This window comes from Sinorhizobium fredii (assembly GCF_002944405.1).
Classification (GTDB): domain Bacteria; phylum Pseudomonadota; class Alphaproteobacteria; order Rhizobiales; family Rhizobiaceae; genus Sinorhizobium; species Sinorhizobium fredii_C.
This window is the reverse complement of the sequence record NZ_CP024310.1, coordinates 1,561,180-1,580,103: the sequence shown is the minus strand read 5'-3', so window position 1 is coordinate 1,580,103 and position 18,924 is coordinate 1,561,180. Positions and strand designations below refer to the sequence as shown.

15 protein-coding genes and 2 pseudogenes are annotated in these 18,924 nt (G+C 59.9%); 5 read left to right on the top strand and 12 right to left on the bottom strand.

Annotated features, from left to right (window positions below):
* Positions 1 to 71 precede the first annotated feature (71 nt).
* The 4 genes and pseudogenes from NXT3_RS30970 to NXT3_RS30955 all read right to left on the bottom strand — a co-directional run bounded on the left by NXT3_RS30970 (position 72) and on the right by NXT3_RS30955 (position 6,358).
* Positions 72 to 701: a methyltransferase family protein gene (locus tag NXT3_RS30970; RefSeq protein WP_104841328.1), complete on the bottom strand. Its 630-nt coding sequence runs from the start codon at positions 699 to 701 to the stop codon at positions 72 to 74.
* Positions 698 to 3,816: pseudogene (locus NXT3_RS30965) on the bottom strand (efflux RND transporter permease subunit). Before NXT3_RS30965 ends, NXT3_RS30970 begins: the two are co-directional and overlap by 4 nt.
* A complete protein-coding gene (locus tag NXT3_RS30960) occupies positions 3,813 to 4,913 on the bottom strand; it encodes an efflux RND transporter periplasmic adaptor subunit (protein ID WP_097527408.1) in 1,101 nt (366 codons plus the stop codon). The pseudogene NXT3_RS30965 and the gene NXT3_RS30960 overlap by 4 nt, the downstream one beginning before the upstream one ends.
* Positions 4,913 to 6,358: an efflux transporter outer membrane subunit gene (locus tag NXT3_RS30955; protein ID WP_104841327.1), complete on the bottom strand. Its 1,446-nt coding sequence runs from the start codon at positions 6,356 to 6,358 to the stop codon at positions 4,913 to 4,915. The genes NXT3_RS30960 and NXT3_RS30955 overlap by 1 nt, the downstream gene beginning before the upstream one ends.
* Positions 6,359 to 6,621: 263 nt before the next feature.
* Between NXT3_RS30955 and NXT3_RS30950 the strand changes: the two genes are divergently transcribed.
* On the top strand, positions 6,622 to 7,929 hold the full coding sequence (locus NXT3_RS30950; protein WP_234828220.1) for a patatin-like phospholipase family protein: 1,308 nt from the start codon (positions 6,622 to 6,624) through the stop codon (positions 7,927 to 7,929).
* A gap of 70 nt (positions 7,930 to 7,999) precedes the next feature.
* Positions 8,000 to 8,296 (top strand): hypothetical protein, encoded by a 297-nt coding sequence (locus tag NXT3_RS32200; RefSeq protein WP_199773431.1) that lies wholly within the window; start codon positions 8,000 to 8,002, stop codon positions 8,294 to 8,296.
* Here the strand turns inward: NXT3_RS32200 and NXT3_RS30940 are convergent.
* On the bottom strand, positions 8,293 to 9,156 hold the full coding sequence (locus NXT3_RS30940) for a MipA/OmpV family protein (RefSeq protein WP_423828019.1): 864 nt from the start codon (positions 9,154 to 9,156) through the stop codon (positions 8,293 to 8,295). The two genes, NXT3_RS32200 and NXT3_RS30940, sit on opposite strands and share 4 nt — an antisense overlap.
* A gap of 495 nt (positions 9,157 to 9,651) precedes the next feature.
* Here NXT3_RS30940 and NXT3_RS30935 point away from each other — a divergent pair, with 495 nt between their 5' ends.
* The 3 genes from NXT3_RS30935 (at position 9,652) to NXT3_RS30925 (ending at position 12,409) form a co-directional block, all read left to right on the top strand.
* On the top strand, positions 9,652 to 10,389 hold the full coding sequence (locus tag NXT3_RS30935) for a response regulator (protein WP_050988190.1): 738 nt from the start codon (positions 9,652 to 9,654) through the stop codon (positions 10,387 to 10,389).
* Positions 10,389 to 11,783 (top strand): ATP-binding protein, encoded by a 1,395-nt coding sequence (locus NXT3_RS30930; RefSeq protein WP_097527411.1) that lies wholly within the window; start codon positions 10,389 to 10,391, stop codon positions 11,781 to 11,783. Before NXT3_RS30935 ends, NXT3_RS30930 begins: the two co-directional genes overlap by 1 nt.
* Before the next feature lie 221 nt (positions 11,784 to 12,004).
* The gene (locus tag NXT3_RS30925; RefSeq protein WP_234819585.1) at positions 12,005 to 12,409 is read left to right on the top strand and encodes a hypothetical protein; all 405 of its coding nucleotides are present in this window, start codon (positions 12,005 to 12,007) and stop codon (positions 12,407 to 12,409) included.
* Positions 12,410 to 12,973: 564 nt separating this feature from the next.
* Here NXT3_RS30925 and NXT3_RS33430 read toward each other — a convergent pair.
* From NXT3_RS33430 to NXT3_RS30890, 7 genes and pseudogenes are all read right to left on the bottom strand, one after another.
* Positions 12,974 to 13,436 (bottom strand): annotated as a pseudogene (locus NXT3_RS33430) (TetR-like C-terminal domain-containing protein); the annotation flags it as partial.
* A gap of 666 nt (positions 13,437 to 14,102) precedes the next feature.
* Positions 14,103 to 14,546, bottom strand: coding sequence for a TA system VapC family ribonuclease toxin (locus NXT3_RS30915; protein ID WP_097527412.1), 444 nt, complete (start codon positions 14,544 to 14,546; stop codon positions 14,103 to 14,105).
* Complete coding sequence (locus NXT3_RS30910) at positions 14,543 to 14,770, bottom strand: hypothetical protein (protein WP_037415848.1); 228 nt, start codon at positions 14,768 to 14,770, stop codon at positions 14,543 to 14,545. The genes NXT3_RS30915 and NXT3_RS30910 overlap by 4 nt, the downstream gene beginning before the upstream one ends.
* An 846-nt stretch (positions 14,771 to 15,616) precedes the next feature.
* Positions 15,617 to 16,300 (bottom strand): transporter substrate-binding domain-containing protein, encoded by a 684-nt coding sequence (locus NXT3_RS30905; RefSeq protein ID WP_104841326.1) that lies wholly within the window; start codon positions 16,298 to 16,300, stop codon positions 15,617 to 15,619.
* On the bottom strand, positions 16,287 to 17,078 hold the full coding sequence (gene hpaI / locus NXT3_RS30900) for a 4-hydroxy-2-oxoheptanedioate aldolase (protein ID WP_097539886.1): 792 nt from the start codon (positions 17,076 to 17,078) through the stop codon (positions 16,287 to 16,289). The genes NXT3_RS30905 and hpaI overlap by 14 nt, the downstream gene beginning before the upstream one ends.
* An 8-nt stretch (positions 17,079 to 17,086) precedes the next feature.
* The gene (gene hpaH, locus NXT3_RS30895) at positions 17,087 to 17,869 is read right to left on the bottom strand and encodes a 2-oxo-hept-4-ene-1,7-dioate hydratase (RefSeq protein WP_097527415.1); all 783 of its coding nucleotides are present in this window, start codon (positions 17,867 to 17,869) and stop codon (positions 17,087 to 17,089) included.
* 24 nt (positions 17,870 to 17,893) lie between these two features.
* Positions 17,894 to 18,787: an intradiol ring-cleavage dioxygenase gene (locus NXT3_RS30890; RefSeq protein ID WP_104841325.1), complete on the bottom strand. Its 894-nt coding sequence runs from the start codon at positions 18,785 to 18,787 to the stop codon at positions 17,894 to 17,896.
* Positions 18,788 to 18,924 lie beyond the last annotated feature (137 nt).

The following is an 18,924-nucleotide window of genomic DNA, read 5'->3' as shown; positions in this document are numbered from 1 at the left end:
ATGCGCCAAGTTCTGGCCTTGAAGCCGCCCCTGCACGTGACACGGGGAGGCTTTGGGCGTCCGACGGCTGATTAGGGTAAGGTGACCGCGGCCAACAAATAGCCTTGGCTGTGGAGGTACTCGAAGAACTCGGAAACCGGCACGAGCGCCACAATGAAGAGTGCGTCGCGCACGGTCACTCGTAGCGCTCTGGGCGAAAAGCTCCGTTCCGGGCCCCATTGGAAACCTGAAAAGTCCGGCCAAAACAGCGGCGTGCCACGGGCGTAGTCGTCGAATTCCTTACCAAAGACGCGCGACAGATATGCCGCCTCTCGGTTCGCGGTATACAAGAAAATGAAATACGCCAGAATGGTAAAAAATGCCGCTACCATAATTGAACCGAACACCAGACCAACTCCGAAGATCGCCATCAGAGAAAAGAAGTAAAGGGGGTTGCGGGTGATCGAGTAAGGGCCTTGGGTCACGAGCTCGGCGTTCTTTCTTCCGCCCACGTAGAGGATCGACCAGATCCGGCCGATCACCCCAACGATGACTAACAAGGTACCGGCCTGCTCAAGAATACTTTCGAGCAGGCTATAGCCTGGGCGAACGGGGCGACTGATGAGATTGAGGATCACGAAGGCCGTCGCGAGCGCCCAGAGCAGCAGAATTCTCACCTTCTGTCTGAATGGCCGTTCCGGCCGTGTTGCAGAGTGGGTCATTGATCTACTTCCGTGTAAGATTTGAATTTTTTGAGAGGAATTGAGCAGGTAAACGGTCCTTCCTCTAGTCTTCCTTGGAAGATCCGCTTGAGAAGCAGCAGGAAGTCGTCGACGAGGGTGAAGATGATGGGGATGACGATGAGGCTGAGTACCGTGGAGGTCATGAGGCCGCCGATGACGACGATCGCCATCGGTTGACGGAAACTCGCATCGCCCCCGCTAAGGCTCACGGCCACCGGAAACATGCCGCCGCTCATGGCGATCGTCGTCATCACGATTGGGCGGGCTCGCTTATGGCAGGCATCGACGAGGGCGTCGAACCGAGACATGCCGCCGCGCCGCCCCATAATCGCGTATTCGACGAGCAGGATCGAATTCTTCGTCACGACGCCCATCAGCATGAGTAGGCCGATCACCACCGGCATCGAAAAGCTCGTGCCGGTCAGCACCAGAGGCAGCAAGGCACCCCCAGCGACAGCGGAAGCGCCGTCAGGATCGTCAACGGCTGGAAGAAGTCATGGAACAGCAGAACCAGCACGGCATAGATGCAGAACACGCCGATCGACATTGCGATAGCGAAGTTGTCGAAGAGTTCGGAGCTTCGCTGCAGTTCCCCCTGTTCGACAAGCTTGACACCGTCCGGAAGGTTCTGCAGGGCGGGCAATGCCTGCGCCTCGCGAAAGACCTCACCGAGGATGCGGCCGTTGAGTTCGACCGACAGCGTGACGTTTCGCAAGCGGTCGATGCGGCTGATCTGCGACGGGCTCCCGTCGACGCGGATGTCGGCGACCGAGCCGAGATCGACGCTGCCCCTGACGCCGGCCACATGCAGATTGGCGATGTCGTCGAGTGCCGTCCGGTTTCTGGGATCGAATCGGACGCGGATCGGAAGCTGGCGCTGTGGCAAGTTGAGCTTGGCGAGCGCGGAAGAATAATCTCCGTTCGTTGCCACGCGGACCGCCTCTGAAATCGCTTCTGCCGTGACGCCGAGGGCGGCGGCGCTGTCGAGATCCGGGACGATCTGGATTTCCGGGGCCTGGAGGGAGGCACTGGAGGACACCGCGCCGATGCCCTGGAGGGTGCGCAGTTGCTCTTCGAGCGTTGTGGCCGCCCGGTCGAGTGCATTGGAATCGTCGCTCGCGAGCGTGATGTCCAGCGTCGTGCCATTGCCGCCCGTGCCCACCTCGATCCTGGCGCCTGGAACAACGGCAAGCGCCTGCCGGATGTCGTTTTCGATCTCGGCCTGCTTGCGGCTGCGTTGGCCGATCTTCTTTAGGTCGACGACGAGTGCGGCGGTCGCCGTGTCGATTGTCGCCGAGGAAGCGATAAGGTCGCCTGACGAGGCGCTACCGACCGCGGAGAACACGCGTGTGACGTCCGGCAGATCGGAAACGATATCCGCCGCTCGCCGTGTGGTCGCGTCCGTTTGTTGGATCGTACTGCCGGGTTGCAGTGTCAGGGTGACTTGCGTCTGCGCGTCGTCCGACGGAGGCAGGAAACCGGTGCTGAGCATGGGAATCATCGAGAGGGAGAGCCCGAGAAACAAGCAAACGCCGAGAATGGTCAGCTTGCGATGATGCAGGCAGGTTTTGACGACGGTCATGTAGGCACGCATGATCCGGCCATCCTTTGCCTCGACGGGGTGCGCCTTCATGATGTATGCGGCCATCATCGGCGTGAGCAGGCGCGCGACGACCAGTGAGGCGAGAACCGCCACGGCTGCCGTCACGCCGAACTGGCGGAAGATCAGGCCTGGAATGCCGCTCATGAAGGCGGTCGGCAGGAAGACCGCGACGAGCGTCAAGGTCGTGGCGATGACGGCAAGGCCGATTTCATCGGCAGCTTCGAGCGCAGCCTCCTTCGGCGGCTTTCCCATTTGCAGATGGCGCGCGATGTTCTCGATCTCGACGATGGCATCGTCGATGAGGATGCCGACCACGAGCGAGAGCGCCAGCAGCGTGACCGTATTGAGGCTGAAATCCGCCAGATACATTACAAGGAAGGTCGGAATGACCGATAGCGGCAGCGCCACCGCCGAGAGAAAAGTCGCCCGCCAGTCGCGCAGGAAGAGCCAGACCACCACGACCGCGAGAATCGCGCCCTCGTAGAGCATGTGCATCGAGCCAGCATAATTTTCGACAATCGGCCCGACCGTGCTATAAGCCTCGACGATCTCGACATCGGGATTGGAGGCAGCAAAATCCTGCATGGCCGCGTCGATGGCGGCCGCAACCCCCGTGTCCGAAAAGCCGTTCGATCGTTTGACCTCGACAGCGATCACGGGTTCGCCATCGAGATAGGCTATCGACGACCGGTCGGCAAAACTGTCCGTCACTGCGCCGATCTCGTCCAGCCTCACCAACACGCCGCTCGGAAGCGGGATCGCGAGCGCCTTCAGTTCCTCGATCGAGGAAACCGCGCCGAGCGTGCGTATCCCCTGCTTGCCGCCGCCGATCTCGGCCCGGCCGCTCGATGTGTCCGACTGCACGGACTTGAGCTGTGTGGAAACTGTCGCCGCGCTGAGGCGGAGCGCGCTCATGATCGGGGGGTCGAGGTCGATGTGCACTTCACGGTCGATGCCGCCGATCCGGCTGACCTCGCCGACGCCGGGTACGGAAAGCAGGGCTTTCGTCATGTCGTTGTCGACGAACCAGGAGAGTTCCGTCTCGTTGAGGCGCGTGGAGCGCACAGCATAGGTGAGGAGAGCGGAGCCCTGCACCGTCGCCTTGGTCACGCCCGGTGCCTGCATCTCGGAAGGCAGGTCGCCGCTCGCGCTGTCGACGGCATCGCGCACCTCGCTCAATGCTTCCTCGCTGCTCTTTCCGAGCTGAAACGAGACATTGATGGTGACGCTCCCGTCCGAGACCTTCGTCGTGATGTGGTCGAGGAGGCTCAGTGAGGCGAGCCTGTCTTCGATCTTGCGCGCGACGTCCGTTTCGAGCTGGGCCGGTGCGGCACCTTCAAGCGTGGCACTGACCTGAATCGTCGGCAGGTCCATGTCGGGAAAATTCTGCACCGCGAGCCGGTCAAAGGCGAGCAGGCCGCCGACGGTCAGCAGGATGAACAGCAGGATGGCGGGAACCGGATTGCGGATCGACGAGGCGGAAAAGTTCATCGGGCTTCTCCCTCTTCGAGCTGAACGAGCGCGTCACCGACCACGCGGACGAAGGCCTTGTCTGAAAGGAAAGCGCCGCCCGCCATCACGACCTCGGCCGAGCGGTCGAGGCCCGAGAGGATCTCCACTTCGCTACCATTGCGGCGGCCGGTTTCCACACGAACGCGGGAAGCGCGCTTATCTGCGTCCACGGTGAAGACGTAAGAGATGCCGTCACGCAGGATCAGCGCCGTCTCGGGCACGGTTAGCGCCGCCGTGGTGTCAAGTTCGATCTGACCGGTGACGTAAAGGCCGATGGGAGGGCGCGCCTCCTGCGGCAGCGCCACATAGAGGAGTGCCCGTCCGGTATCGGTGCTGACGGTCGGGCCGACGAGCCGAACTGTCCCTTTGACGCGTCGGTCACCGGGACCGACGAACGTAGCGGCCAGGCCTTCCTTGATGCGCGGCAAATAGCGTGCAGACACTTCCGGCTGCCATTCGACGCGCTGTTGGCGGATCATGCGGAACAGTTCCGTGCCGGAGGAGACGACCGCGCCAAGCTGGGCCGAGCGGGATGTGATCAGCCCATCGTCCGCGGCCAGGATGGTTGTCTTGGCAAGCTTGATCTTTTGGCTTTCCAGCGAGGCCTCGGCGGATTCGACACCGGCGATCGCCGTCTGCTCGGCGATCAGGTATTCGTTGATCTTCTCATCCGAAAGCGCGCCGCTTCCCTCCACCTTGCGTGCCCGGCCGGCATTCGCCCTCGCCTTGGCGAGGTCGGCCCTGGCGCTTGCCAGCGCCGCCTCCTGGTAATGCAGTTCAGCGCGCACCGATTCGTCGGCAAGTCGGCCGAGGGGCTGACCTCGAGAGACGACCGATCCGACATCGACAAGGACATCGGTCACACGCAGGCCATCGATCTCCGCAGCGATGACCGCCTCGTGCCATGGTTTCAGCCAGCCGCTGGCCGGTATCGTCTCAGGCCACTGGCGTTCTGCAGGCTTTGCTACGGCGACGGTAAGCGCTGCTGCCTCGTTCTGTTGCGCGAGCACAGGCGCCGCGGCCGAAACGAGCTTCACACCGAGGAAAAGGGCAACAACAAGGGGTTTCGCTCGCATCAGAGCTGATTTCCTTTTGATTTTTTCTGGAGAGTTCCGGAGGCCGCGGCGCTCGTATTCCAGCCGCCGCCGAGTGCTTTGTAGAGTGCGATCCAGTAGCGTACCGAGTCGCGGCGGATCTCGATGAGCGAGAGTTCTGCCGACTGCGCCGACCGCCGGGCGGTCTCACGGTCGAGAAGGCTCGCGCCGCCCGCTTTCCAGTTTGAATCCACGGCGTTGAAATAGGCGCGGTAGTTGCGCGCCGCGACCGTCGCGTCGCCGATGCGCCGTCGCGTGCTGTTGATCCGCACGAGCGCGGCTTCGACTTCGGCGACTGCATCCAGCACGCCTGATTTGTAGGCGGCCACTGCCAGATCGTAGGCGGCTACCGCGCTTGCCACCGCCGCGCGGCGCGAACCGCCGTTGAAGAGCGGGATTGAAAGGGCCGGGCCGAAGGACCAGGGCGCCGAAGTTCCCGTCAGCGAAGAACTGCCGATCGTCACGGAGCCGCCGAGGCTGAGGCTCGGATAGAGGTCTGCTTTTGCCGCTCCGACCTCGGCGAGTGAAGCGGCGACCTCGAGTTCCAGCGCGTTGATGTCAGGGCGTTGCCGCAGGGCATCGGCTGGCACGGCCGTGACGCTGAAGGTCTTCGGCGTCGGAATGTCCGACCAGCCTTTCGCCAGAAGATTGCGCACACGAGGCTCGTCGCCGCTGGTAAGGCGGGTGAGTAACTTGATAAGAAGTTCGCACTCGGCGCGCTGCGCAGTGAGTGTCGAGGCTGAGGCCGCAGCGCTCGCCCGGGCCAGTGCAAGGTCGCTGCTCGACGTGAAGCCAGAGGCCGCCGCCGTCTCGGTTGCCCGGATCGTCTCGCGCTGCGAGGCTACTTCGGCAGTATAGGTACGCTCTAGCTGCCGACAGGCACGGTATTGCACATAATAGTCCGCCACCTCGGCGGCGAGCGATACGCGCGCGCCGTGCCAATCGGCGATCCTTTCGTCAACCCTCAACCGTGCTGCCTCGCTTTTCTGCCGCACTTTGCCGAACAGGTCGAGCTCCCAGGCGGCGTCGAGGCTGCCGCTCGTCATCGTGGAGGCCGCAGCTTCGCTGGCACCGTTGCCGCCAGCGCCCGAGCGCGCGAGCGAAGCCGAGCCGCTGAGCCCCGGAAAGAGGTTCGATTGTGTGGACGCCAGCGTGGCACGGGCGCTCTCGATCTCAGCTGCTACGGCTTCCAGGCCGGGGCTTTTGGCTTGTGCCATTGCGACGAGCGTTGTCAGCGACGGATCGCTGAAGGTCGACCACCAGGACACAAGATCACTGGTCCGGCCGCCATGCGGGAAAGTCGCATGCCAGACATTTGCGATCTCAACGTCGGGTTTCCTGAGATCGGCTACGACCGTGCAGCCTGAGACGACTAGGCAGGCCGCAATGCTGCCGATGTCGACGATTCTACGATGGGCCGCCTTCATTTACTGCACTCACAATCCCTTACTTTCTGCACGGGATGTAGCGGATCGAATGTGAGGCGGGGTCGAAGATCGATTAAGATAGATTAAGTTTGATGTCGGGCGGTACCGGGCAGAAAGGCACTCCGGGCTCCAGAGTTACTCGTGCAATCGTATTATCCGCCGTTGCTCCTGCGGATGCGGCTTAACAACTCTTAACAAGAGGAAACCCAAGCCAACGACAGAATCGATTAGTTCCGCCAGAGATATCTCGAAGAAATCTGGCTGTGAACTATGAAGGTTTGCTACTGCGGTCACCAAGTCGGGCGAACAGGCTTCGAAGCGGAAGCGGCATTCACGGCGGCTGGTGGACGGCTGGCGGACGCTTTGATGTCTCGTCGGAATTGCAGGTAGAGGCTACAGATATGCCTCGACTGCTGGCTATCCTCCTGTTGGCGTTTCTTGCTGGTTGTATGGCGCCGGGCCGTATTCCTTACGGGCCAAAAGCCGCATCGGCAGCCAGTGTCGAGGGGTTTGGCGATATCCGCATTTACGCGGATTCGCGTGGAAGTTTGCCCCAGGGACGTGCTTGGCTTCCTATCCTGAGACACAAGGAAATCAACTACCTCGTATTGTCGGGCGGAGGGGCCGGGGGCGCGTTCAGTGTCGGAGCGCTGAAGGCCTGGTCGGACAAGGGACAACGGCCCGAATTCGACATGGTCAGCGGCGTCAGCACGGGTGCGTTGATTGCACCTTATGCCTTTCTCGGGCCGGCCTACGACAAGGCGCTGGTCGATCTTTATACAAGCGGCGTCGCCCAGGAGTTGGTCGACGTGAGATTTCTGCCCAGGGGGCTGCTGGGCGCAAGTCTCCTCAACCAGGAACCGCTTCGGAAAATGGTCGAACGGTATCTGACGCACGACACACTGGCGAGAATCGCCGTGGAGCATCGCAAAGGACGGCGCTTGCTCGTTTTGACCTCGAACCTCGATTCCCAAAGAGCGGTGATCTGGAACATGGGTGCCATCGCCGACAGCAACCGGCCCGACGCGTTGCAACTCTTCCGGGACATCATCATCGCATCGGCCAGCATCCCGGGCCTCTATCCCGCTGTGCTCATCAAGGCCCAAGCCGGTGGGCGAATGTTTGAGGAGATGCACTCCGACGGAGGCGCAGCCTCCCAGATCCTGACCATCCCGGAGGGGTGGATTGCCAATGCAGAAGAGGACGAATGGCCCAAAGGGCCTAAGTTCAACATGTACATTCTCGTCAACAACGCCCTCATGCCGGAATTCGCCATGACCACAAACAATACGTTGATCGTCATGGCGAGGGCGAGTTCACTCCTCATCAAGGCACAGACACGCAGCGCGCTGCTGGCTACCTACGCCTATGCCCAAAAGACCGGCATTCGGTTTCGGATGGCTTCGATCGATGCGCAGGTTTCCTACGACATGACCGACCCATTCAATACGAATTACATGCGCTCGGTCTACAACTTGGGGTACGCAAGAATGGCAAGCGACAGCCTGTGGAAAGACAGGCCCTCGTTCACCGACACGCCGGCAGCCACACAGATGGCGCAGTGGCGATAGCCGCACCCGTCTTCCCTCACTTAGCAGGGGGCGCTTCCCCGCATTGCCCTGATAAGTATTCAACCGTGTTATGGAAAGGAAAGAGAATATCGATCTCGTTGTTCACGCGACCATCACCCGCATCGTGCCGGCCAATGCCACGGTCGCCGGTCTGTCGACTGCGGCTCGCAGCCTCGTTCGTGGTTCCGGTGCTCGTCCGGAGACTGCCGCACGGCTAGCGGTCTTTCTGTGGAGGCCGAAGGCAGGGACGCCAGGCACGCTGGTCGCCGAACGCGACGATCTGGGTCGCGCTGTGCCGGCCACAGAAATTCCGCCGATCCCGATGCAGGGAGACCAGCGGAATTGCTGTTGTCTGCTGGTCTCCTAGAACTTGTAACCGACGACCAACATCGCTGACGGCTGCACATCGTCCTGAACGATCGGGCTGTCCTTCGCGTCGCCGGTCAGGAAGCCGACACCTGCTTGGCCTCGGATCAGCCAGTTTTCCGTCGCCATGTAGGTCACGGAGGCTTCGAGGTCGACGCGCTTGAGACCCGCGCCTGCATCGTATTGCCGCAAGCCTGACCGTGCGGACTGGGCAGCCGTTACCCCAAAGTAGCTCTCCATATGGTTGTCGTCGGCGAATGTCGCGGAAGCGCCCGCGGAAAGGATAAAGCGATCATGGTGATGGGAGACATTCGCTCCGACTTCACCGAGCAGACCGTCGCTGCCGCCAATCGTTTTGTCGACAGACGCATAAAGTTCCATGGGCCCCAGTTCATACGAGATCTGCGTTCCAACGACAGCGCCGGCGTCGATGTCACCGAGGCCCTTAAGGTGAGGGGAATCGTCTTCATCGCGCCCCCCTCCCATGTCGTAGCCGCCCTTCACCGTGAACTTGAAACCGTTGGACTTGAACACGTCGACGGCCACCCCGCCAGGATCGACGGTGACGCGATCACCGAAGGTTGCGGAGATCATAGGAATGGGGACGAGTTCAAACTCGTCGGATCCTTCGAATTTTGGCGCATAGATGGCTCCGGCGCCGACCATAACGTCCCAGTCCGAAAGCTTCTGGCGTATCCCACCGAAGCGTCCGTTGTCGAAGCTCCCTGACGGTGGAATGGCGGCCGCCTCGCTCTCGTAAAGGTCGGCAGCGCGTGCCTGCAACAGGGGGCAAGCAAACACCGCGAAACCCGCAGCTATGGCGACACGCGGCCGGATTAAAAAGGACTTGGTCAATGACATTCGAACTCGCTCCTGGGGGCTGATCGAGAGAGTGTTCAACGCGGAATGCGTCATACCTCTCGCGGCCGCACTATCCCGGACGACGTCGTTAACTTGGGTTTTCTGATGTTAAGAAATGTTGGCGTGGCGATGCCGCTGGCCCCGCGGGTCCTGCCTAACAGAGCGAAACGCAGATAATGAGTGCAGAACGACACTCATTCGCAACAGTCCGCACAGCTTCCGCGTGAGTGTGCAGACCAGTTGTCTGCACCCGAACAATTCAAGGCCAGCCATCCGTTCAGACAAGCTCGGTCCAATACTCGTCATGGTGTGGCCAGCCGGTGATTTCGGTATCGATGATCGTCGCGCGGCCGACGGAGTGGTGGCGCCTCGCTACGGTCCAGCTTTAGCTTAACATATCAAAATATCTTCACCCGTGACTTTGGGTGTGTTTTGGCGACAATGAAACATCGTGCCTCAACCCAGCTTTCGATCACACCCTTGAAGAGCAACCACATGACAGCTCAACATCTCATCGCGCCAGAGACAGTGCCTCGCATTCTTCTTGTCGAGGACGACGACGAGATCGCTGCGATGGTCATCGAAATGTTGACGGAGAATGGTTTCGAAGCTGCTGCGGTTGGCTCAGCCGCTAACATGGATGCAATCCTGAAGAAGCAGTCCTTCGATCTGGTTGTGCTCGATGGCATGCTGCCGGGAGAAGACGGGTTCAGCATATGCCGGCGGCTGCGGGCCTCGTCGACCATTCCGATCGTGATGCTCACAGCACTTGGCGATGAAATTAATCGCATTGTAGGCATCGAGCTTGGAGCTGACGACTACATTACCAAGCCGTTTCATCCGCGGGAATTGATGGCGCGAATAAAAGGGCTGTTGCGGCGCGCCTCATACGGAGCGATCTCCCCCCCGCAGCAGACAGCCATGCAGTTCGCCGGTTGGCAGATCGATCCGATCCTGCGGCAACTCGTGAATCCGGAGGGCGTGCACGTTTCGATGACGACGGCCGAGTTCGATATTCTCCTCGCATTCTGCCAGAATCCCGGTCGCGTCATGACGCGTGAGCAGCTTCTCCGGCTGACCCATGCCGGTGCTGCAGGTCCGGTCGAACGCAGTATAGATGTTCACATCAGCCGAGTTCGCCAGAAAATCGAATTCAATGTTCGGGAGCCGACCCTGATCAAGACGGTCCGGCTCGGCGGCTACGTGTTCACGCCCAAAGTCGAGGCGTACTGATGTTTGCACGCTTTCAAGCTGGGTCGATCCGCCGACAGATTGCGGCCCTGGCTGTCGGCCCCGTCATCTGCCTCGTCATGCTGGGTGTAATTTCCGAATTGCTCTTGCGTGACGATCTGGAGAGTGTTTCGTATGCCAGAACGACGGCCTTGAAGATCGAGACGGTCGTCGATCAGGTTCGAGCGTCCACGTCCGCAGAGCAACGAGCGGCGATTCTAGACGCCACGTCCGGGACAGGGCTTCGGGTCGAACAGGTTTCGGCAGCGGAGCTTTTGAAGCAGGCAGATACGGACATCTCCTTTGAGGATGTCCGCCATCTTGTGCAGAACAATCTGCCAGCCAGCTTCGCAACGGCTTTCCGGGCGAAGACTTCCGCTGGAAAACTACACGATGTGCTGGTCGTCGGGGTCGGTGATGACCGGGCTCTGGCGTTCCTCCCTGCGCCACCGCCTCCGGATGCATGGATCAGCGATCAGCAAGTCAGCATCGTCCTGCAACTGATGGGTCTTGTCCTGCCCGTGGTTCTTCTGTCGCTCTATGCGGCACGGGTGATTGCGGCTCCCCTTCTTAAATTTGCGCAGGCCGCAGAAACCTTGAAGCCCGATGACGGGCCCGACAGGCCTTTCAACGAAGGCGGAGTGGCCGAAATCCGAACCCTAGCGAAATCATTGAATGACATGCGCAGCCGCGTTCGCAGCATGATCGATGACCGCACGCGCATGCTGCGCGCAATAAGCCACGACCTCCGTACACCACTGACGCGACTGCGGCTGCGGGCGGAGCGCTCGACGCAGCCGGAGCTGAAAGCAGCGTTGCTGAACGATATCTCAGCTCTCAGCGACATGGTCAACGATACGCTCAGCTATCTCAGCAAGGAGATGGCGGCCGAGAAACCGGTCAATGCCGACCTGCCCAGTCTGTTGACGACTGTTTGTTCCGATTTCTCCGACGTCGGCTTCAATGTGCGATATGTGGGACCGGAGCGCTTTGCCTATCGCTGCAAGCCGAGATCACTGGCACGTGCGATCACCAACCTCGTCGAAAACAGCACCAAGTTCGCTCACGAAATATCGGTGGAGCTTTCGATCCTTGGAAATGGGAGCCTGAGAATATGCGTCATCGATGACGGCCCGGGCCTTCCCGTCAGTTTGCGTACCCGGGTGCTCGAACCTTTCTTCAAGGCCGATACGGCGCGAACATCGACCGACCGCGGGGGGTTCGGTCTCGGGCTCTCGATCGTCGACGACATCGTGCGGGCACATGGCGGCACGATCGAACTCCTGAACAGAGCGCCGCAAGGTCTCGCGGCACAGATGGATTTTCCTACCGAAGGGCATGCGGCGAGCGGCGCCGCGCCTAAGCGAACGACTGGCCACGTTGGCTGCGCTGTGTGATCCCACAAGCCCCTATACCCGATCGCGTCAACGAGGCGCGCGAGAGCGACCGGGTGCTTCCGGAGCGGTTCGGGGTGGCAAATCATCGAGCCCGCTAAGTCGCCAGGTCCCGTCCTTTGGGACGAGTGGGCGAGGCCCGCAACAAAATCACACAAAACCAAACACACTCTTGCACAGGCAAAGGCTAAATTCTTCGTCTCCGTATGAGGAACTCGCCATCTTTGGAAGCCATTCGTCCCAACAAAATCCTTGTGTTTCTGCCCAAGGCGGCGGCCAATATGATCGCCACGAAACTGGCGGAGCGTGGGCATGAGTCGATCGCAGTGTCGACGGTGCCGGAAGTCTTTGAAGCACTCCGTTCTGATAATTGCTCCTTGGCCGTAACGACGCGACCGGAGATTGATCTTCTGCGCAGCATGCGTCCGATACCTGTAGTCAATCTTGAGATTTTCTTCCACGCAGCGCCTTCCGGCGACGGGCCATTGACAATGTCCAAAAGGTTCGACGGAAGCGCATTTATGAAACGGATCGAGTTCCTTGCTCAGCCTACGGGTAGAAGAGTTGTGCCCGGACTGGTTGCCTATGATCAAGGCAGGGTCGCTGTTGCGGACCTCGGTGAAGGCTAAGGCGAGATCATGGCCGAGGCGCACACCGAGATGGCGGCCGCTAGCGGGGACGCCGAACAAGCCAGAGCGGTTGAGCCGGCTGCCCGCCGACTGGCGACGAAAGCATCGGCTCCGCGCCGAAGATCAAAATAAATAACCGGTTGGCCACGTCGCCGGCAGCATCCAAATTGCTGGCGGGGAACGGGAGGACTTGCGCGGCTTTACTAGCCCGCCATGACTAGCCCCTCTGTGCAGGCTCTGTCGCCGTTTTGATTGGAACCATCCGCCACCATGAGGGGTCTAATATAAGTCCAATGCGGAGTATACGAAGCCTGGCTCGAGGGAGCCACGCGCGGTGCCGTTCCGACGACGAGCTTTACGCTTTCTGTCCAGAAGCGAAGCTGAGACTTTCCAACCAGGACGCTTGTCCGCGCCTCGCTGCTGGCCTTGACGGACCTGGATCTCAACGAAGGCAACGCGCTCTGCACGATCTACGAGGAAGACATCGGTCGCCTTTTAGTCGGTACTCGCCGCAACGGACCGGTAACATCGGTTGTGCGAGCGGATTTGGTTCCGCTTCGTTTTCTACCTTTCTTCGCGGGTCGCCACTGCTTCCAAGGCAATCGCGACGATGCTGTCGGCGAAGCCCGTGTCGAGTGAACGATGCCCGACAAGCAGCCGGTAGAAGACGGGTCCGTAATTCATGTCGAGCAGTACCTCGAGGTCGTGCTGCAACATAATCTCTCCTCGCGCGGCACCTGGGGCAACAAGGCGCGACCGGCCTCGCGGCTCGAGAGGATGACCTGGTTGCGGAAGGTTTTGGTGAATTCGCTTTGGAGTCGGCGGGCACGAGCGTCGTGGCGATTTGGCGCCCCTCTGGTGGTCTTAAAGGCCTGGTTCAGCGATCGCATCTGCCCCGCGAGCGCCGCTCGCAGGCTTGTCCCGACTCCTGAGAAGATGCCCGGATCTCCGGACATCAAGGCGGCCATAGCGAGTTCGGAGGCGTTCGCCAATGGCTGTAGATCGTTGGCTTGCCTAACGCGGCCCGCTGCTAAAAGTCGATCCGCATCACACGTCCGGGCGTCGAGCAGCTATGCTATTTTTCAGAGCGAACATAGGATCACAATCACTTGGTCCTTCGCCATCGGGTATCGTCGACTAATGGCCCAGGCCCTCGTACATCGCAATAACCGGGATGGGTCGGCTCTTTCCTCAGTCGAATGAGCGGAGAGCCAAGCCGACAGGCGTGCAGCCGAAAATGCGTACACCAACCATAGCGCAGCTAAAAACGGATCACGGCGCCGAATATCGGGCCATGCTCGATCACGTCGAATTCAAATCCGTCGCTGCTCCATCTTCGATAGGCACATCCCCCGGGTTGAGCGAGCGTCTGTGGCTTGAGCGCGACTGCCAAAGGTGTTGAGCCGTGCCAATGCTCATTGTTCTCCTGGCGGGTGACGCGCCCGCGCGCGATGCATACATGTCGAGGAGAGCTGTGGCGACTTCTGGGGTGACGCCCGCCTCGGTCAAAGCCGCAAGGCGGCACGCGGTGACTGCGCCTCAAAAAAGATTGGCCAACCGGTCCTCAGCTGACCCATAGAGCAGCTGCCCGGCGCCGACTGCGGACAGAAGAAAGCACTCGGCGAGGGACTAAGCTCACAAGGGATTGACGCAAAGCCCGTTACAGAAGATTGCATAACGTCTCAACGGGAACTCACGACCTCTTCGTAGTGATCAGGTGCAAGGCGGAATTGCCCCCTGTGACCGCCGCTGCTGATAGCTTGCGATCGAATGTCGCCAGCTTGCCCCCACGCGCCTTGGCGAGGGCAAGTAGGTAGGTGTCAGTTACCTGCCCCGAAGTCAGGATCTTCGCGGGAGCGATATCACCTGACCCGACAAGGCTCACATCATCCGGCCAAAAGCTATGACCGGGGAGCGACCGCAATTTTCCGACTACCTCCATCACGAGTGACGGCGAACCGGGAGAATTGGGATATTTGGGGTTTCCGACGATCCGGATGACACCATTTTCGGTAGTGGGGCAAGTGGCCCACGCGGTCTGTCCATTGGACGCGAACCACTCGTGCGCGTCATCATGCGCTACGTGACCCGGATCGATTAGGGCGATCACCACATTGACGTCGAGCAGGAAAGTCACGGCAGTTCGTCACGCAAGGCGTTGACGATTTCGAGCGTCACCGGTGGCGCATTCGGCCGGGGTGACAGGAGAGGAATTCCATTGCGCTCGCCGCCACCGCGCGGCCGGCGCAGAGAACGCCGCGCCAGCTCGGAAATGACCTCGCCGACGCTTCGACGCTGCTGGGCTGCCATCGCCTTCGCTGCGATCAAAACATCATCGTCGATCGCCAGGGTCGTTCTCATATCCGCTCCACTTACGCATCAATCATCACGCATCATATAGAGCAACAGGGCGGGCTTCTCAAGGTTGATGGCGAACGAAGATGCAGTCATCGCTCCAATCTGTCCGCCGGCGCAGAGGGTTGAAATCACAATCTCAATTCATCCACGGTCGCCGGTCCGAATCCGTTCTCGGCGAAGGATAGAAGTCGACATCCCGCTTTTGGCATGTTGCCGGCTTTCGATTGTCTCAGTCGGGTGGGGAGCCGAAATTCGAGCGAACGAGCGAATCGGCCGCTAAGCGGGGACCTTTCAGCCATTCGTGTCGGCCGTACTAGGACGAATTTTAACTGCCGCCCTGTTGCTTGCGTCGAAGCTCTTCCCGGCAAGCTGATGGCGGTAGTGATCGTCCAGGCATGAAGCTGGTACTCCTGACGGGATGGTACAACTCGGCAAAAAAGACCGCCGACCGGCTTGCGCGTCGCCTGATGATGCTCATCCAGTCGGTCGGATGGAGCTCGCAGTTTACCTGGCGCGGTCATGGTGCTGTGGGGGAGGAGCGCCGATCTAGGCCATTCTCGCGGCGGGGCGTGGCCGACGCGCGGGCACATCCATGCAGTCGTCATCACCGCCGTATGGCAACGACTAGGCAAGGATTTGCTGCGCCAGCACCACGAAGCACACGCCCAAGGGGGCGGCCACCACCAACCCTTAGGGACAAGAGTTGCTCGACATCCTACTCAAAGGCTCAACGAAACATGAACTTCCGAGTCTGAACGCTTGAGAGGAAAGAGGATTCCAATTGACTGTTCGGGAGTTAACGTGTCGCGTCCCCTCGACCTGGCTCCCTCGCATGTGCCGCCAACTGCTTCAATTGCTAAACTTACCCGCACGGCAATGCTGTTGGATGAAGTCCGACAGGAAGGTTGAAGCGTGAACGCACCTCCGATGCACAGCGATCGCCTGAGGCACCTTCGAGAATGTCCCATCAACAATGCGGAAACCTGGATTCTCTTCGCAGAAGCGTGACAGAGACTCGGTCAAGCCCGCAGCCGCATTGCACCGGAAGGATACAAGCATGTCCAGGGCGGAGGCGGGATTTTCGGCATGGAGGACAATTGCATTTCTAACCTGTCGCTCAAGCTGCTTTGTATACGCAGCGGTTCTGGCGGCGGCAATGCGTACTCCTTTGACGTCGACATGCTCGACGCTGCCTAGCGGGCTACTGTCTGACACCAGAAAACTGGCGGTCACCGTGGTATAGGGGGGCGAGAAGGAGAACCTGTCGGCACGTGACGGATCGGAAGCAATGAATGCAACGTCCCACTCATTGTCTTCGGCAGCCGCAAGAATGTCAGCTGCCGATCCGTATCGGACCAGCGACAAACTGCAGTCGAGTTCTGCCGCAAGTGCGATCGCGATCTGCGCGCTCGGCCCTGTTAAAACGCCTGTCACTGGATCGAGTTGGACAAGTGCGGCATTCGACATGTTGACCGCCGCTCTGATGACTCCTGTCGGTGCGATTTCAGTAAGGATTTCATCACGTTGCGACATCGTGGGACGCTCCCTGAGATGCAAATCGTGCGGCGAGTGCTTCCGATCCCCTTGCTAGAACAGCGACATCGACACCAACGGCAGTAAATAGTGTTCCGAGCGAGATGCACCGTGCCGCGAACTTTTCATCCGGGGTAAGAATGCCTGCAGGCTTGCCCAACGCTTTCAGGCGTTCAATCGCGTCGACAATTGCATCGACCACCTCCGGGTGGCTCGGTTGGCCCCTGTGTCCGAAACTCGCTGCCAGGTCTGCCGGTCCTACGAATACGCCGTCCACTCCCTCTACCGACGCAATCGACTCGAGGTTGCCAAGCGCTTCCCGCGTCTCAACTTGCAGCAACAGGCAAATTTCCCGTTCCGCATTTTGCGCATAGTTCGCAACTCGGCCGAAACGAGTGGCGCGCGTCAAGGCAGAAACACCACGGATACCATCCGGAGGATATCGCACGGCCGCGACTGCGGCTTTCGCCTCTTCCGCGTTCTGAACGTAGGGAATGAGCAGTGTCTGAACGCCAATATCCAGGAAACGCTTGATGAGAACGGGGTCGTTGATGGCCGGGCGGACGACTGGGGAAACGTCGTATGGTGCGACCGCTTGCAATTGCGGCAGCACGGTCAGAACGTCAGCCGGAGAATGTTCCGTGTCGAACAGGAGCCAATCGAAACCTGAAGGCGCGACGATTTCTGCGGCGTAGCTTCCCGGCAAGCCACACCACAGGCCGATCTGACTTTGACCAGCAAGGAGCTTCCGCTTGAACCGATTGACAGGATGTTCCATCTAGCACCTCACACGAATGACACGCCGATGGAGCCAACAGGGCCATAGTCGGCCTGAATGACATCACCTTTTGCGATATCGACAGGACGCGTGAAGGAGCCGGCCAGGACTATTTGTCCCTTCTTCAGGCCACCGCCCACAGCATGAAGTTTGTTGACCAGCCAAGCGATGCCAGCTGCCGGATGTCCCATGATCGCCGCCGACACGCCCGACTCCTCGATGATGCCGTTCTTGGAAAGAGTCGCTCCGACCCAGCGGATATCAATGTCCATCGGTCGAATTATACGACCGCCAACGACGATGGCGCCGAAAGCCGCGTTGTCCGCAATGGTGTCGGTGATCGCTCGGGGGACTTCGGTCCGGTAGTCGATAATCTCGAGTGCCGGGACAACGAACTCGGTCGCACGCAGGACGTCATAGATCCTGGTGCCGGGCCCGACGAGATCCTCACCCATAACAAAGGCCAGCTCGACCTCCAGGCGCGGCTTGATAAACAAGTCAGCCTTGATCTGCGCTCCGTCATTATAAAGCGCATCGTCAAGAATGCAGCCGTAGTCCGGCTCCGTCATTTTCGAGGCCATCTGCATGGCGCGTGACGTCAGGCCGATCTTATGCCCGACGATCCGTGCGCCCTTGGCCACCCTCGCCTCCGCCCACAAAGCCTGAATCCGGTAGGCGTCCTCGAGTTCGAGGTTCGGGTAGGTCTCGCTAGGCTGTATGATCGGCTTGCGCTCGATTTCAGCTTTGAGCAGCGCGTCTGCCGCGGCCAGGCGTTCTTCTTCGGTGATCATATCGTTTGCTCTGCTGATTGTGATTTATTTGATCGGGGGACGCGGCAAAACGGCTTCGCCGGGCTCCATGACATAGGTGTAGTCGAGCGAGAACCACGGACCAGGAATATCCGTTTCGGTCGGATGAGGCTCCTCATGACGAGTGAAGTCGCCGGTCAGCGCTGCCGTGACACCGAACTGAACATCGGAGTCGATGTTCGGGTCGCTGGGGTCGAAGACTTGGGAAATCAGCGTCTTGTATCCGTGCTTGAAGATCAGTGCGTGCAGGTGCGCTGGTCGGTATGGATGGCGTCCCTGAGCTTTGAGCAGGCGTCCGACCACGCCATCGACCGGTATCGGATAGCCAACCATCTTGACGGTCCTGAACCAGAACCGGCCTTGCTCGTCGGTCATGAATTTGCCGCGCAAGTTCATCTCGGCCTGGTCCGGGTCCTGGTTTTCATAAAGACCGACGGGAGATGCATGCCACACATCCACTTCGGCGCCGGCAATTGGCTTACCGTCGCGGTCAACGACCTTGGCATGCACGAACAAGGGAGTGCCCGGCGTTTCGGATCGGATAATCGTCCCGCCATTTTCGACTCGCGGAGAGTTGAGGCGCCAGAATGGGCCGAGCAGCGACTGGGAGGTCTCAGTCTGTCCTCTGTCGCCATTGTTCAGCAGACAGACAAGTGAAGACACGCCAAGAGAACCCGCCATCAGCACAAACTCGTTGTGGTGATCAGTATGCAGCTTCCCGATCTCATTCAGCATGGCTGTAGCCTCCCGAAACTCGACCTCCGTCAGTCGAACCTCGCGCACGAAGGCATGAAGATGCTTGACGATCGCCACAAGGATTTCTCGCAGGCGGGGGTCTTCAGTGCGATGCATCACAGCAAGGACGGCTGGCGTCAGATCGCTCTCAGTTTTGATCACCATGTGGGCTACCTCCCGATTTCCCCGACTATCCGAATAATCGATTATCTGTCAAGCGCTCCGTACATTATCGCGGCGCCAATAAGCCGAGAGAAGAAGCGCAGCGGCACGCGATGCGTTGATATTATTACGTATTATCT